Raw genomic sequence first — 14,326 nt, 5'->3', positions numbered from 1 at the left:
GGCGGCCATGGGACACCGCGAGGACCTGCTCGAAGGCGCGAAGCGCTGCCTCTACGAGAAGGGCTACGCGCGCACGACGGCCCGCGACATCGTGGCCACCTCGGGCACCAACCTCGGCTCGATCGGCTACCACTACGGCTCCACGCAGGCGCTGATGAACGCCGCCATGCTCAGCGCCATCGAGGAGTGGGGCGACGCGATCGGCGCCGCCCTGGCCACCGAGCAGCCCGGCGAGACCGGCGATCAGCTGACGCGCTACTGGCGCCGGGTCCTCGGCACCCTCGAGACCCACCGCGAGCTCTGGCTGGCCAGCGTCGAGGCGATGCTGCAGAGCCAGCACTCCCCCGAGCTGCGGCAGCAGATGGCCGACGGCATGGAGCAGGGACGCCGCGGCCTGACGGCGCTGCTCACCGGCCGGCCCGAGGACGACCTCGACGACGAAGCGGTCCGTACGCTCGGCGCGGTCGCGATGGCGCTGATGTCCGGCGTGATGACGCAGTGGCTGGCCGACCCCGGCCGGGCGCCGTCGGCCGAGCAGATCGCGGCCGGTGTCCGCGCCCTCGGTGCCGTAACGGTGTAGGCAGAAACCTAAAGGTGTTAGGCTGCGTGATGTGACCCGCGCAGGACTGACCCGTGACCGGCTGATCCGTGCCGGGGCGGACCTCGCCGACGAGATCGGCTTCGACCAGGTCACCCCGTCCGAGCTCGCGCGCCGGTTCGACGTGAAGGTCGCCAGCCTCTACTCGCACGTGCGCAACGCCCAGGACCTGCGGACGGGCATCGCGCTGCTCGCCCTCGACGAGCTGGCCGGCCGGGCGGCGGAGGCCCTCGCCGGGCGCGCCGGGCGGGACGCGCTGATCGCCTTCGCGAACGTCTACCGCGACTACGCCCGGGCTCATCCCGGGCGTTACGCCGCGACCCGGCTCCGGCTCGACGCGCAGACCGCCGCCGGCAGCGCCGGGGTCCGGCACGCGCAGATGATGCGCGCGCTGCTGCGCGGCTACGACCTGACCGGCGACGACCAGACCCACGCGGTGCGCCTGCTGGGCAGCGTGTTCCACGGGTACGCCGACCTGGAGGCAGCCGGCGGGTTCGACCACAGCGCCCCGGACAGCCGGCAGAGCTGGGAACGGATTCTCGACGCCCTCGACGGGCTCCTGCGGATGAGGATGATGCCGTGATCACCACCCCGATCACCCCCGGCCTGCTGCGCGGCGCGCTCGAGACCGAGACCACCGCGCGCGGCCTCCTGCCGCACCGGCTGCCCGCCCGGGCCCGGGCCCGGGGCGCCGACGGTCAGCTCCTGATGGCGGAGTCCCAGCCCTCCGGCGTACGCGTGGTCTTCCGTACCCGGGCCACCGTCGTCGAGCTGGACACCCTGCCGACCAAGCGGGTGTACGCCGGCATGCCCGCCCGGCCGGAGGGCGTCTACGACCTCGTGGTCGACGGCCGCCCGGCCGGTCAGGGCAGCGTGCCGGGCGGCACCACCGTGACCGTCGACATGGCCGCCGGGACGACCGGAACCCGGCCGGGACCAGCCGGCACACTGCGCTTCACCGGGCTGGCGGAGCACGACAAGACCGTCGAGATATGGCTGCCGCACAACGAGACCACAGAACTGGTCGCCCTGCGCACCGACGCACCGGTCGAGCCGGCAGCGGGCACGGGCCGCCCGGTGTGGCTGCACCACGGCAGCTCGATCAGCCAGGGCTCCAACGCCGCGAGCCCCAGCACGACCTGGCCGGCGCTCGCCGCCGGTCTGGCCGGCGTGGAGCTCGTGAACCTCGGCTTCGGCGGCAGCGCCCTGCTCGACCCCTTCACCGCCCGGACCATGCGGGACACGCCCGCCGACCTGATCAGCGTCAAGATCGGCATCAACGTGGTCAACGCCGATCTCATGCGGCTGCGCGCGTTCGTCCCCGCGGTGCACGGGTTCCTCGACACGATCCGGGACGGTCACCCCACGACGCCGCTGCTGGTGATCTCGCCGCTGCTCTGCCCGATCCACGAGGACACGCCCGGACCCGGGGCCTTCGACCTCGAGGCGCTGCGCTCCGGACAGCTGCGGTTCCGGGCCACGGGCGACCCGGCCGAGCGTCCGGCGGGCAAGCTCACCCTGCGCGTCATCCGCGACGAGCTGGCCCGCATCGTGGCCGGCCGGGCCGCCGACGACCCGCACCTGCGCTACCTCGACGGTCGCGAGCTCTACGGCGAGGCCGACGCCGCCGAGCTGCCGCTGCCCGACCGCCTGCACCCCGACGCCGCCACCCACCGCCGCATCGGCGAGCGCTTCGCCAGGCTTCCCTTCCTCGCCGGATGAGGTTCATTCCTCAGCTCCCGCGCTGAGGTGACGATCACAGAAGGCGTGTCCCGCCGACGCCCCACCGAGCCGCGCGCCTTGACGTCGTGGTGGGTGCTGCTGGCCGTGATCGCCGCGGTGACCGCCACGGTCGCGGCCGGCATCGTCGCGCTGCAGGAGCAGGTACGCACCCGCACGCTGGACAGCGCCCTGCAGGGCGTCGTCGTGATCAGCTCGCTCGTCATCGACCGCAGCCTCACGCTGCAGGACCTCACCGACGAGCTGCACCCGGCGAACCGCGCCCAGCTCGACACCGACGTCGTCCTGCTGCAGCAGAAGGGCCAGGTACGCGGCCTGATGATCTGGTCGATGCGGGACGGCCGGCTGGTCTACGCCGACCCCGACCACCAGTACGCCGGACGGCTCGGCGAGGCCCGGCGCGCCGCCGTACGCCTCGGCCGGCCCAGCGCCGGCTACGCCGATGACCAGGACACCGGCGAGCACCTGCTCGAGGTCAACTATCCGTACGACGCCAACGGCGACGGCGTGGTCGACGGGCTCGCCGTCGTGCTGCTGCCCCGCCGCGACATCGACTCCTCGATCGCCCGGTCCACCCGGCTGCTCTACGGCGGCGGGCTGGTCGTGCTGCTCGTCGCGCTCGGCGGGGTGCTGCAGGTACGCCGCCGGCAGAAGGCCCAGGAGCACGCCGCGGTGCACGACCCGCTCACCGGGCTGGGCAACCGGGAGAAGCTGCGGCGCCTCGCGCACCCCGCGCTGGCCGCCGCCTCCGCCCAGCGCCCCGCCGCCCTGCTGGTCCTCGACCTCGACGGCTTCAAGAACGTCAACGACACGTACGGGCACCACGCCGGCGACCTGCTGCTCGCCGCGGTGGCCCGGGAGATCGACCTGGTCTGCCGCGACGGCGGCACGGCGATCCGCCTCGGCGGGGACGAGTTCGCCGTGTTGCTGCCCCGGGCCGGCGCCGAGCAGGCCGCGGCCGTCGCGGCACGCCTGCACGAGGCCGTACGCCGGCCCGTGCTCATCGACGACCGGCCGGTCGTGGTCGGCACCAGCATCGGCGCGGCCGTCGCACCCGGCGACGGCCGCGACCTGAGCACGCTGCTGCAGCACGCCGACGCCGCCATGTACCGCGCGAAGAAGGGCGAGGTGGTTCCGCAATGAACCGAGCACGCAGGATCGTCGCCGCGCTCGCCGGGGTCGCGCTGCTGGCCGGGGCCGCCGCATGCGGCTCGGCGGGCGCCGCCGGGGACGCCCGGATCACGCTGACCGTCGACGACTTCGGCAACTTCGGCTACAAGGGCCTGCTGCGCGAGTACGAGGCGGCGCACCCCGGCATCCGCGTCGTCGAGCGGGTCAGCGACTTCACCCAGCACCACAACGACCTGCGGCAGCGCCTCGCCGCGGGCACCGGCGCCGGCGACGTCGTGGCCGTCGAGGAGGGGTACGTCGTCGAGTTCCGCAACCGTGCCGGCGAATTCGTGAACCTGCTCGACCTCGGCGCCGGGCAGCTCAAGAGCACGTGGCTGCCGTGGAAGTGGGAGACGATGCTCACCGACGGCGGCCGTACCCAGATCGGCCTCGGCACCGACGTCGGCGGCCTGGCGATGTGCTACCGCCCGGACCTGTTCAAGGCGGCCGGGCTGCCCACCGACCGCGGCGCCGTGGCGAAGCTCTGGCCGGACTGGCCCGCGTACATCGCGGCGGGGCGGCGCTTCCAGAAGGCCGACCTGCCCGCCCAGTGGACCGACTCGGCCATCAACATCTTCAACCAGATCCTCGCGCAGCAGACGACCGGCTACTTCGATCACGACGACAACCTGACGATGACCAGCGCGCCGGGCGTACGCACGGCCTGGGACCTCACGGTCGACATGATCGAGGCCGACGAGTCCGCCAAGTACGTGCCGTTCAACCCGCAGTGGCTCGCCGCCCTGCAGAGCGGACGCTTCGCCACGCTGACCTGCCCCGCCTGGGTGCTCGGCTGGATCAAGCAGAACGCGCCCGCCAGCCGTGGCCTGTGGGACGTGACGGCCGTACCGGGCGGCGCCGGCAACTGGGGCGGCTCGTGGCTGGCCGTGCCCAAGCAGAGCGCGCATCCGCGGGAGGCGTACGAGCTGGCCGCCTGGCTCACCGCGCCCGAGCAGCAGCGCCGGGTCTTCATCGAGACGGGCAATCTGCCCTCCGTGCCGAGGCTCTACGACGACCCGGCGGTCACGTCGTACCGCAACCCGTTCTTCTCCGACGCCCCGGTGGGCCGGATCTTCACCACCGCGGTGGCCCGCAAGCCCGCGCAGTACCTGGGCCGGCACAACGCCGCGGTGCGCGGCATCGTGGAGCGCAAGCTGAGCGAGGTCGAGATCGGCAAGCTCGTGCCCGAGCAGGCATGGCAGGAAGCGCTGACGGAGGCGCGCCGGGTGGGCTGATCAGCCCACCGCGGCCCATGCCTTGGCCAGCAGCTCCCGGGTGTCGCCCAGCAACTGCGGCAGCACCTTCGTCCGCCCGATCACCGGCATGAAGTTGCCGTCGCCGCCCCACCGCGGCACCACGTGCTGGTGCAGGTGGGCGGCGATCCCGGCGCCGGCCACCGCGCCCTGGTTCATGCCCAGGTTGAAGCCGTGCGGGCTGCTCGCCCGGCGGATCGCGCGCATCGCCCGCCGGGTGAACTCGGCGACCTCCACGGTCTCCTCGGCGCTGAGGTCCGTGTAGTCGGCCACGTGCCGGTACGGGCACACCAGCAGATGCCCCGGGTTGTACGGGTACAGGTTCAGCACCGCGTACACCAGCTCGCCGCGGGCGACGACGAGGCTGTCCGGCTCGTCGAGACCCGGGGCCGCGCAGAACGGGCAGCCCTCGGGGCGCTCGCCGCCGGCCGACACGTACGCCATCCGGTGCGGAGTCCAGAGCCGATCGAAGCCGTCCGGTTCGCCCACGTCGCTCACCCTCCCACCTTAAGCGGGCCGCGGCCGCCGGGCAGGAGACGCCGGCAGCGGCCGCAGCCGCCGGGCAGGAGACTCCGCCGACCGCCGCAGCCGCCGGGCAGGAGACTCCGCCGACCGCCGCAGCCGCCGGGCGGGAGACTCCGCCGGCGGCCTCAGGCCGCGGACGGGCCGGTGTTGACGCGCGAGCGCACCACCTCGACCACGTGCGCCACCGCCTCGTCCAGCCCCACGCCGTTGCGCTGCGAGCCGTCGCGGTAGCGGAACGACACCGTGCCGGCGTTGACGTCGTCGTCGCCGGCGATCGCCATGAACGGGATCTTCTGCTGCTGCGCCGTGCGGATCTTCTTCTGCATGCGGTCGGTGGAGTGGTCGACCTCCGCCCGGATGCCTTCCTTGCGCAGCCGCGCGGCGAACTCCTCGAGGTAGGCCGCGTGGTCGTCGCGGATGGGGATGCCGACCACCTGCACGGGAGCGAGCCAGGCCGGGAACGCGCCGGCGTAGTGCTCGACCAGCACGCCGAAGAACCGCTCGATCGAGCCGAACTTCGCCGAGTGGATCATCACCGGCTCCCGCCGGGTGCCGTCGGCCGCCTGGTACTCCAGCCCGAATCGGGCCGGCTGGTTGAAGTCGTACTGGATCGTCGACATCTGCCACGTACGGCCGATCGCGTCCTTGGCCTGCACGCTGATCTTCGGGCCGTAGAACGCCGCGCCGCCCGGGTCGAGCACGAGGTCGAGGCCGGACTCCACGGCCACGTCCTCGAGCACCTTGGTGGCCTTCTCCCACTGCTCGTCCGTACCGATGAACTTGTCGCTCTTGGGGTCGCGGGTGGACAGCTCGAGGTAGTAGTCGTCCAGGCCGAAGTCGCGCAGCAGCGACAGCACGAAGTCGAGCAGGTGCTTGATCTCGGCCGGCGCGTCCTCGGCGGTGACGTACGAGTGCGAGTCGTCCTGGGTCAGGCCGCGCACCCGGGTGAGGCCGTGCACCACACCGGACTTCTCGTAGCGGTACACCGAGCCGAACTCGAACAGCCGCATCGGCAGCTCACGGTAGGACCGCCCGCGCGACCTGAAGATCAGGTTGTGCATCGGGCAGTTCATCGCCTTGAGGTAGTAGTCGGCGCCCTCCATGTGCATCGGAGGGAACATCGTGTCCGCGTAGTACGGCAGGTGGCCCGAGGTGTGGAACAGGCCCTCCTTGGTGATGTGCGGCGTGCCGACGTACTGGAAGCCCTCCTCGATGTGGCGGGCCCGGACGTAGTCCTCCATCTCCCGCTTGATCACGCCGCCCTTGGGGTGGAAGACCACCAGGCCGCTGCCGATCTCGTCGGGGAACGAGAACAGGTCCAGCTCGGTGCCGAGCTTGCGGTGGTCGCGGCGCTCGGCCTCGGCGAGCCGGTTCAGGTACGCCTTCAGCTCGTCGCGGCTCGGCCACGCGGTGCCGTAGATGCGCTGCAGCTGCGGGTTCTTCTCGCTGCCCCGCCAGTACGCGGCGGCGGAGCGCATCAGCTTGACCGCCGGGATGAGCCGGGTGCTGGGCAGGTGCGGGCCGCGGCACAGGTCGCCCCAGACCCGGTTGCCGTCGCGGTCGAGGTTGTCGTAGTGGGTCAGCTCGCCGGCGCCGACCGCCTTGGCCTCCTCGTCGACGTCGCCCTTGATGTCGACCAGCTCGAGCTTGTACGGCTCGCTCTTCAGCTCGGCCTTGGCCTCGTCCAGCGACGCGTACTCGCGGCGGCGGAAGGTCTGGCCGGCCTTCACGATCTCCTGCATCCGCTTCTCGAGCTTGCCGAGGTCCTCGGGCTGGAACGGCTTCTCGACGTCGAAGTCGTAGTAGAACCCGTTCTCGATCGGCGGGCCGATGCCGAGCTTCGCCTCCGGGAAGACGTCCTGCACGGCCTGGGCGAGCACGTGCGCGGCCGAGTGGCGCAGCACGTCGAGCCCGTCGGGCGAGTCCATCGCGACCGCCTCGACCTCGGCGTCCAGCCCGGGCGTCCAGTCGAGGTCGCGCAGGCGCCCGTCGGCGTCGCGGACCACGACGATCGCCTTGGGGCCGGACTGCGGCAGGCCGGCGGCGGCCACCGCGTCGGCCGCCGTCGTCCCCGCCGGCACGACCAGAGCTGCGGACACGGTGGTTCTCCTTCAGTCGACGAGCGGATTCCTCAGGCGATGCTAGTAGGTGCGCCCGCTCACCCTTCGCGCGACGCGGCCACCCAGCCGGGCAGTGGTTCCCGGGCGGCGATCCACTCGGCCGGGACGCCGTGAGCCCCGGTGTACGCGGCGACCACACCGCCGGCCATCGCGGCGGTCGTGTCCATGTCGCCGCCCGCGGCCACGCACGCCTCGACGGCGCCGCGGTAGTCGCCGAGGTGCCGGGCCGCCACCCAGAGGGCGAACGGGACCGAGTCCTGCGCCATGGCCCGCGTGCCGGTGCCCAGCTCGTACGCCGCCTCCTGCGCCGACCGGAGGCGCGTGGCGGCCACCAGGCCGTCGCGTACCCGGCTCTGCGGGGTGTGCGCGAGCACCGCTCCCAGCAGGTCCACCGGGCCGCCCTCCAGCCGCGCGGCCGCGGCGACCGCCGCGGCGACCGTGACCGCGACCGCGCCGGCGATGCCCTCCGGATGCGCGTGGGTGACCTCGGCGGCCCGGGCGCCGTGCTCGGCGGCGTGCGGGAGCGAGTCGGCGTGCCAGGCCCCCAGCGGCGCGGCCCGCATCGCCGCGCCGTTGCCCGCCGAGCCCTGCCCGTCGAACGCGGCCGCCGCGGCGATGGGCCACGGCGTGCCCTCGCGGATCTGCCGGAGCATGACGACGGCGCCGGGCCCGTACCCCCGGTAGGGGTCGAACTGCTGCCCGAGCAGCTCGGCGAAGCGGTCCCGGTCGAGCACCGCGCCGTCACCGCCGGTCAGCGCGGCGACGAGGCAGCAGGCCTCCTCGGTGTCGTCGGTCCAGGGCCACGGAGGCGGTGGCTCGGTCCCCGGCCGGACGCCGGGAACGAAGTGCTGGGCGCCGAAAGCGTCGCCCACGGACAGTCCGGTGAGGCTGTCGGCGGCCAGCGCCGCACGGGTGTCGGGAAAGAGTGTGAAAGACATCGGTACCGGAATCCTAGCGCGCAGCTCGTGACGCTCCGTGGTCGAGAGACGCCGCTGAATGACGGATTCGGTCTATCTTGCCAAGGGCAGTACCTTCTTCGCATGGCCACGGTGTTGCTCGTCGAGGACGACCACGTCGTGCGCGGTGCGATGCTCCGGTCGCTGGCCGACCGGGGGCACGCCGTGCACGCCGTCGGGACGGCCCTCGACGCCCTGCGCCGGGTCGCCGCCGAGACCCCCGACCTGGTGGTGCTCGACCTGGGCCTGCCCGACCTGGACGGCTCCGACGCGCTGCGGATGCTGCGCGGCATCACCGACGTGCCGATCATCATCGCGACCGCGCGCGACGACGAGCAGACCGTCGTCCGGCTGCTGCGTGCCGGCGCCGACGACTACATGGTGAAGCCGTTCACCGGCGCTCACCTCGACGCACGGATCACCACGGTGCTGCGCCGCGTCGGGCGGGCGAGCCGCACGGCTCAGCCCGCCGTGCACGAGGTGGGCGAGCTGCGCGTCGACATCGGCGAGCGCAGCGCCAGCCTCGGGGACCAGCCGCTGGCCCTGACCCGCAAGGAATTCGATCTGCTCGCCTACCTGGCCGCGCGCCCGGGCCGGGTGGTGTCCCGTCGTGAGCTGTTGGAGGAGGTATGGCGACAGCCGTCAGTCGGCGAGGACCAGACGATCGACGTGCATCTGTACTGGCTCCGTCGGAAACTGGGCGAATCCGCGGCGAAGCCTCGTTACCTGCGCACCGTGCGGGGAGTCGGATTCCGGTTGGTGGCCCCGGACTGAGGGCGCGGCTGGCCTGGGTCAGCGCCGCCACCACCACCGTCGCCGCCCTCGCGTTCCTCATCCCCCTGGGCTGGGAACTGCGGGCGGACCACCGTGACACCGCCATGGCCGCGGCCGGCCAGCGCAGCGCCATCGTCGCCGGGGCGCTGGAGGCCGGGGCGGGCAAGAAGGGCCTGGAGGCCGCGCTCAAGGCGGCCGGCGGCAACCCGATCGTGCACGCCCCCGGGACCACCCAGGACAGCCGCGTGCCCGCGGAGAGACTGGTGTCGGTGGCCCGCGGGACGGAACCGGTCGAGGTGGACGTCGCGGGCGGCATCGTCCGGTTGCAGCCCGTGACCGTCGGCCAGAAGACGTCCGTGGTCGAGGTCTTCGTGCCCGACTCCGAGCTGGGCGAGGGCACGGCCCGGGACTGGTGGATCCTGCTCGGCATCGCGCTGGGCCTGGTCCTCGGCTCGGTGATCGTCGTGGACCGGCTCGCCCGCGGCGCGGTCGGCTCGGTCCGCAACCTGGTGCACGCGGCGATGGCCGTGGGCGGCGGCGACCTCGGCGTGCGCATCCAGCCCTCCGGCCCGCGCGAGCTCGCCGAGGCCGGGTACGCGTTCAACCGCATGGCCGACCGCCTCGTCACGTCGCGCACCAGCGAACGCGAGCTGGTGGCCGACCTGTCGCACCGCCTGCGGACCCCGCTGACCGTGCTGCGCCTGGACGCCGAGGCGCTGGACCCGGACGACACGCAGATCATGGACCTGACCGCCCAGGAGGTCGACCGCCGGCGCGGCATCCGGCGCATCCGGCAGGCCATCGTCACCCTCGAGGGCGAGGTCGATCAGCTGATCAACACCACCCGGGCCGCGGTCGCGGCGCAGGTCGCGGACGCACCCGAGGAGGGTCTGTGCGACGCCGCCGAGGTGGTCCGCGACCGCATGGTCTTCTGGTCCGCCCTGGCCGGCGACCAGAACAGGCAGTACCGGGTGGTCGGCGCTCAGCTGCGCATTCCCGTGCCGGTGGCCCGCACGGAGCTGGCCGCCGCGCTCGACGCCATCCTCGGCAACGTCTTCCGCTACACCCCGCAGGGCACCGCCTTCGAGGTGGGCATCTCGCGGCGTGACGGCTGGGTCGCCCTGCGCGTGGACGACGCCGGCCCCGGCATCGACGACCCGGAGAAGGCCCTGCAGCGCGGGCAGAGCGAGCAGGGATCCACCGGCCTCGGCCTGGACATCGCCCGGCGCGCGGCGCAGGCGGCCGGCGGCTCGGTGAGCCTCGCCCGGGCCGCGATGGGTGGCGCGAGCGTGGTCATGTTGCTCGCCGATGCGGAGGCGCCACCCAAACAGGCGAGCCGGTTCGGGCTCGTGGGCCGGATGGCCCGCGAACGCGATCCGGCCAGACGAAAGTGGCCGCATCAACGCACGGACGAGGAGTGAAATCACCGACACGGCACGGCCCGGAAGGGAATTACCCCGGACGGTACAACGATTGCTTAGATCTGTATTAAGGGCGTTCCGCTGGCGAACCCGGGCTGGCACGCTCTACCCCGATCCCATCCGGCTTCCCGGCTCGAAGCCCGCAGCACGTCCCCACACCCCGGGCCGGTGAAGCCTCCGCGCGGTGGGAGGTGGTCACCCCATAACCCCCTCCCACCGCGCCCCGCAGCACAAGGAGATCATTTGTCCGCGCACCGACGGCCTGCGCTTCGTGGGGAGGCGCCGCAGCGGCGGCGCACGCCCGACCGTGGCCGGCGACGCTCCGGCGCGCGCCCGCACCGGCTGCTGCCCGTGCTGCTCGGCGTCGGTGTGCTCGGCATCGGCGGGCTGGTGGGCCCCAGCGTCGTCTGCGGCGGGCTGAACCAGGACTGCGGCGGCCAGGACCGCGAGCGCATCACGTACGCGGGCCTGCCCGCCGACGACCCCGGGCAGGGCCTGGTCTACGACGGGCTGGCCGCGGCCGGCGAGAAGTCGCTGTGCACGGGTTCGTACGAGCTGGACGACGAGACCTGCACGCACGGGCCCGACCCGGCGCCCGCCGGGCTCAAGGTGAGCCGCGACGTCGCCCCGGTCACCGCCAAGGTGCCCGAGCCGCAGGAGCCGCGGCACGAGGCGGGCACCGTGCCGCCGGACGCCGAGATCGTCCGCGACCAGGGCGGCAGCTCGCTCACCCCGGGCGCGCCCGCGCTCATCCCGGACGCCGCGCCGGGCGACGCCGACTTCGTCATGGGCGCGCACGACGTGGCCTGCGAGGGCGACGGGCGTACGGGCAACCGCATCCAGGTCCTCTATCTGCACGAGTTCGGCACCCCGAGCCGCTACACCGACTACGTCGGCTCGATCCGTACGTGGGCCGCCGGTGTGGACCGGATCTTCGACGAGAGCGCGGCCGAGACCGGCGGCTCCCGGCACATCCGGTACGTGACCACCCCGCAGTGCCGGGTGGACGTCGCCGAGGTGCAGATGCCCGAGGGCGCGCTGGCATCGTTCCCGCAGACCATCGGCGCGCTGCAGACACTGGGCTACAACCGCGCCGACCGCAAATATCTGATCTTCTCGGATGCCAACGTGTACTGCGGCATCGGCACGTACATCGCCGACAACCGGCCGGGGCAGGGCAACCGCAACAACGGCGGGCCGTCGTACGGGCGGGTCGACACCGGCTGCTGGGGCTCGGTGGTCGCCGCCCAGGAGACCACGCACATGCTCGGCGCCCTGCTGCAGGACTCCCCCAACGCCACCGGCGGCGGCAGCTGCACCGACGACTACGACCTGCTCTGCCGCCCCGACCGCTCCGGCATCCCCATCCGTGCGGTATGCCCGAAACAGCACGAGAACCGCCTCGACTGCGGGCACGACGACTACTTCAGCACCGACCCGAAGCCGGGCAGCTACCTCGCCGAGAACTGGAACGTGGCCCGCAGCGACTTCCTGCTGCACAGCGACGGCGGCGACGACGTACCGGACGCGCCCGAGGATCTCCCGGCAGAGCCGTCGGCGACCCCGCCGGCGTCCGCGCCGGCCGGGCCCACGCAGGCGCCGGTCCCCACCGCCACGACGCCCGGCGCCATCGGCGGCGACGCCTCGGACGGCGGCGGTGACGCCCCGGCCGGGCCCGGTCAGCCCACCGCGGCCCCGTCGGTCACCCCGGCGACCGGCGCGCCCGCGCCGCAGACGCCGGCCGCGTCCGGCGTACCCACCGCCCCGGTGGCCGCGGTGGCGCCCGCGCCGCAGGCCGTTCTGGAGGTCCGCGACCCGACCAGCACGTCCGTCCGCCTCAACTGGAGCGCCGCCGCCCCCGACGCCAAGTACGAGGTGTCCGTGGACGGCATCGCCGTAGCGACCACCGTGGCGACCCGCGCGCGGCTGATCGGGCTCCGGCCGGACACGAAGTACCAGGTCACCATCCGCAGCGCCGGTCACGGCTACACCGCGCGCGCCACCGCCCAGTCCGCGCCGGCGGCCCGGCCCGCCGCGAACTCGTGGTTCGTGCTCACGAACTCGCTGACCGGCGGCGCGGCCGACCTGTACGCCGCACGCACGGCCAACGGCACGCCGCTCACCCTGGGCGGCGCGGACGGCGGCGCCCAGCAGCAGTGGCGGCTCGTCCCGGCCGGGGGCGGCACCTTCTCGCTGCAGTCCCGGGCGACCGGCAAGTGTGTGGTCCCGCTCGACGGCAACCCGGTGGCCGGTGCGCCGCTGATCCAGGGCGACTGCACGACGAACGACAGTGGCCGGTGGCAGCTGTTCGCCACCGATCACGGCTTCAGCCTGCGTACCGATGTGGGCGGCCTGGCCGCCGGCGTGGGCACCCAGCGCTTCGGCGCGGCCCGGATGCTGGTGCTGCAGCAGCCGGCCGGGGCGAGGCACCAGAGTTGGACGGCGGTGCCCGGCTGAGGTCCGGGCGAGGGAGAGAGACGATGCTGGACACGGACGTACGCACCGAACCGCAGGTCGACGAGGACGATGAGCGCAACCGGTTCTTCAACCGGCGCCGCGTCGTGCGCGTGGTGGCGATCCTGACGATCGGCATCCTCGCCGTGCTGGCGATCTGGCAGGACCCGCTGTACGCCGGCCGCTTCTGACCCGCCGCAACCGCCGGTCCGGCGCCGGCCGGTCCGGCGCCGGCCGGTCCCGCGCCGGCCGGTCCCGCGCCCGCCGGCCCCGTGGCCGGCCGGTGCCGTGGCCTCAGTGCGCCTCGGCGTACGCGTCGATCTCGGCCAGCAGACGATCCTTGCCTGCGGCCGGCAGGAACGACGCGTCCACCGCGGCGCGGGCCAGCCCGGCGACCCCGGCGGCGTCCAGGCCGAGCAGGTGCGCCGCCACGGCGTACTCCTCCTCGAGCGTGGTGCCGAACATCGGCGGGTCGTCGGAATTGATCGAGACGAGCACGCCCGCGGCCACCAGCGTCGCCAGCGGGTGCTCGTCGACGACGCGCACCGCCCGGGTGCGCACGTTCGAGGTCGGGCACACCTCCAGCGGGATCCGGTTCTCGGCCAGGTACGCCATGAGCTGCGGATCCTGCGCGGCCGCGATGCCGTGCCCGATGCGCTCGGCGCCCAGGTCGCGCAGCGCGTCCCAGATCGTCTGCGGACCGGTCGTCTCCCCGGCGTGCGGCACGCTGTGCAGCCCGGCCGCCCGCGCCTTGTCGAAGTACGGCTTGAACTGCGGCCGCGGAACGCCCACCTCGGGGCCGCCGAGACCGAAGCTGATCAGCCCGTCCGGCCGTTCCTCGAGCGCGATCCGCAGCGTCTCGTCGGCGGCGGGCAGCCCCGCCTCGCCCGGGATGTCGAAGCACCAGCGCAGGTCGATGCCGAAGTCACGGGCCGCGCCGGCGCGGGCGTCCTCGATGGCCTCGCAGAACGCCGGCGCCGGAATGCCGCGCCGCACGTGCGAGTACGGCGTGATGGTCAGCTCGGCGTAGCGCACCTGCTGGCGCGCGAGCTCCCGGGCGATCTCGTACGTCAGCATCCGCACGTCCTCGTCGTCGCGGATCAGGTCCACGACCGTGAGGTACACCTCGATGAAGTGTGCGAAGTCGCTGAACGCGAAGTAGTCGGCGAGCGCCGCGGGATCGGTCGGGACCGGCGACTGCCCCTCGTGCCGGGCGGCCAGCTCCGCGACGATCCGCGGCGACGCGGAGCCCACGTGGTGCACGTGCAGCTCCGCCTTCGGCAGTCCGGCGATGAACGACGCCAGCTCGGTCACT

The 14,326-nt window shown here is 73.4% G+C and carries 13 protein-coding genes; 9 read left to right on the top strand and 4 right to left on the bottom strand.

The features are described from left to right. Positions 1 to 7 precede the first annotated feature (7 nt). Genes AB0K03_RS29680 through AB0K03_RS29660 form a run of 5 tightly spaced genes read left to right on the top strand, consistent with a single transcriptional unit; the run spans position 8 to position 4,743 of the window. The gene (locus tag AB0K03_RS29680; protein WP_364691338.1) at positions 8 to 580 is read left to right on the top strand and encodes a TetR/AcrR family transcriptional regulator; all 573 of its coding nucleotides are present in this window, start codon (positions 8 to 10) and stop codon (positions 578 to 580) included. Between the two features lie 31 nt (positions 581 to 611). Further along, positions 612 to 1,181, top strand: coding sequence for a WHG domain-containing protein (locus AB0K03_RS29675; RefSeq protein ID WP_364691335.1), 570 nt, complete (start codon positions 612 to 614; stop codon positions 1,179 to 1,181). After that, complete coding sequence (locus AB0K03_RS29670) at positions 1,178 to 2,320, top strand: GDSL-type esterase/lipase family protein (RefSeq protein ID WP_364691332.1); 1,143 nt, start codon at positions 1,178 to 1,180, stop codon at positions 2,318 to 2,320. Before AB0K03_RS29675 ends, AB0K03_RS29670 begins: the two co-directional genes overlap by 4 nt. A gap of 45 nt (positions 2,321 to 2,365) precedes the next feature. Then, on the top strand, positions 2,366 to 3,481 hold the full coding sequence (locus AB0K03_RS29665; protein WP_364691329.1) for a GGDEF domain-containing protein: 1,116 nt from the start codon (positions 2,366 to 2,368) through the stop codon (positions 3,479 to 3,481). Next, positions 3,478 to 4,743 carry an extracellular solute-binding protein gene (locus AB0K03_RS29660; protein WP_364691326.1) on the top strand — a complete coding sequence of 422 codons (1,266 nt, stop codon included), beginning with the start codon at positions 3,478 to 3,480 and terminating at the stop codon, positions 4,741 to 4,743. Before AB0K03_RS29665 ends, AB0K03_RS29660 begins: the two co-directional genes overlap by 4 nt. Here AB0K03_RS29660 and AB0K03_RS29655 read toward each other — a convergent pair whose 3' ends face one another. The 3 genes from AB0K03_RS29655 to AB0K03_RS29645 form a co-directional block, all read right to left on the bottom strand. After that, the gene (locus AB0K03_RS29655) at positions 4,744 to 5,205 is read right to left on the bottom strand and encodes an HIT domain-containing protein (protein ID WP_364691411.1); all 462 of its coding nucleotides are present in this window, start codon (positions 5,203 to 5,205) and stop codon (positions 4,744 to 4,746) included. 206 nt (positions 5,206 to 5,411) lie between these two features. Then, positions 5,412 to 7,385, bottom strand: coding sequence for a threonine--tRNA ligase (gene thrS / locus AB0K03_RS29650; RefSeq protein WP_364691323.1), 1,974 nt, complete (start codon positions 7,383 to 7,385; stop codon positions 5,412 to 5,414). A gap of 59 nt (positions 7,386 to 7,444) precedes the next feature. Next, the gene (locus AB0K03_RS29645; protein ID WP_364691320.1) at positions 7,445 to 8,344 is read right to left on the bottom strand and encodes an ADP-ribosylglycohydrolase family protein; all 900 of its coding nucleotides are present in this window, start codon (positions 8,342 to 8,344) and stop codon (positions 7,445 to 7,447) included. Between the two features lie 102 nt (positions 8,345 to 8,446). On the opposite strand from AB0K03_RS29645, the gene AB0K03_RS29640 reads away from it, so the two are divergent. The 4 genes from AB0K03_RS29640 to AB0K03_RS29625 all read left to right on the top strand — a co-directional run bounded on the left by AB0K03_RS29640 (position 8,447) and on the right by AB0K03_RS29625 (position 13,202). Further along, the gene (locus AB0K03_RS29640) at positions 8,447 to 9,136 is read left to right on the top strand and encodes a response regulator transcription factor (protein ID WP_199513587.1); all 690 of its coding nucleotides are present in this window, start codon (positions 8,447 to 8,449) and stop codon (positions 9,134 to 9,136) included. Between the two features lie 104 nt (positions 9,137 to 9,240). Next, positions 9,241 to 10,557 (top strand): HAMP domain-containing sensor histidine kinase, encoded by a 1,317-nt coding sequence (locus AB0K03_RS29635; RefSeq protein WP_364691317.1) that lies wholly within the window; start codon positions 9,241 to 9,243, stop codon positions 10,555 to 10,557. A gap of 243 nt (positions 10,558 to 10,800) precedes the next feature. Next, on the top strand, positions 10,801 to 13,014 hold the full coding sequence (locus tag AB0K03_RS29630) for an RICIN domain-containing protein (protein ID WP_364691314.1): 2,214 nt from the start codon (positions 10,801 to 10,803) through the stop codon (positions 13,012 to 13,014). Between the two features lie 23 nt (positions 13,015 to 13,037). Further along, complete coding sequence (locus AB0K03_RS29625) at positions 13,038 to 13,202, top strand: hypothetical protein (RefSeq protein WP_364691311.1); 165 nt, start codon at positions 13,038 to 13,040, stop codon at positions 13,200 to 13,202. Between the two features lie 103 nt (positions 13,203 to 13,305). On the opposite strand, the gene AB0K03_RS29620 is transcribed toward AB0K03_RS29625, so the two are convergent. Next, positions 13,306 to 14,325: an adenosine deaminase gene (locus tag AB0K03_RS29620; RefSeq protein WP_364691308.1), complete on the bottom strand. Its 1,020-nt coding sequence runs from the start codon at positions 14,323 to 14,325 to the stop codon at positions 13,306 to 13,308. Position 14,326: the final 1 nt, after the last annotated feature.

The organism is Actinoplanes sp. NPDC049316, assembly GCF_040677315.1.
Classification (GTDB): Bacteria; Actinomycetota; Actinomycetes; order Mycobacteriales; family Micromonosporaceae; genus Actinoplanes.
This window is presented reverse-complemented; position numbering and strand designations above follow the sequence as displayed.

What these genes read in the sequence shown, in the direction of transcription:
- AB0K03_RS29680 (WP_364691338.1), top strand. Translation starts at nt 8, where the DNA reads ATGGGACACCGCGAGGACCTGCTCGAAGGCGCGAAGCGCTGCCTCTAC.
- AB0K03_RS29660 (WP_364691326.1), top strand. Translation starts at nt 3,478, where the DNA reads ATGAACCGAGCACGCAGGATCGTCGCCGCGCTCGCCGGGGTCGCGCTG.
- AB0K03_RS29655 (WP_364691411.1), bottom strand. Translation starts at nt 5,205, where the DNA reads ATGGCGTACGTGTCGGCCGGCGGCGAGCGCCCCGAGGGCTGCCCGTTC.
- AB0K03_RS29645 (WP_364691320.1), bottom strand. Translation starts at nt 8,344, where the DNA reads ATGTCTTTCACACTCTTTCCCGACACCCGTGCGGCGCTGGCCGCCGAC.
- AB0K03_RS29640 (WP_199513587.1), top strand. Translation starts at nt 8,447, where the DNA reads ATGGCCACGGTGTTGCTCGTCGAGGACGACCACGTCGTGCGCGGTGCG.
- AB0K03_RS29635 (WP_364691317.1), top strand. Translation starts at nt 9,241, where the DNA reads ATGGCCGCGGCCGGCCAGCGCAGCGCCATCGTCGCCGGGGCGCTGGAG.
- AB0K03_RS29625 (WP_364691311.1), top strand. Translation starts at nt 13,038, where the DNA reads ATGCTGGACACGGACGTACGCACCGAACCGCAGGTCGACGAGGACGAT.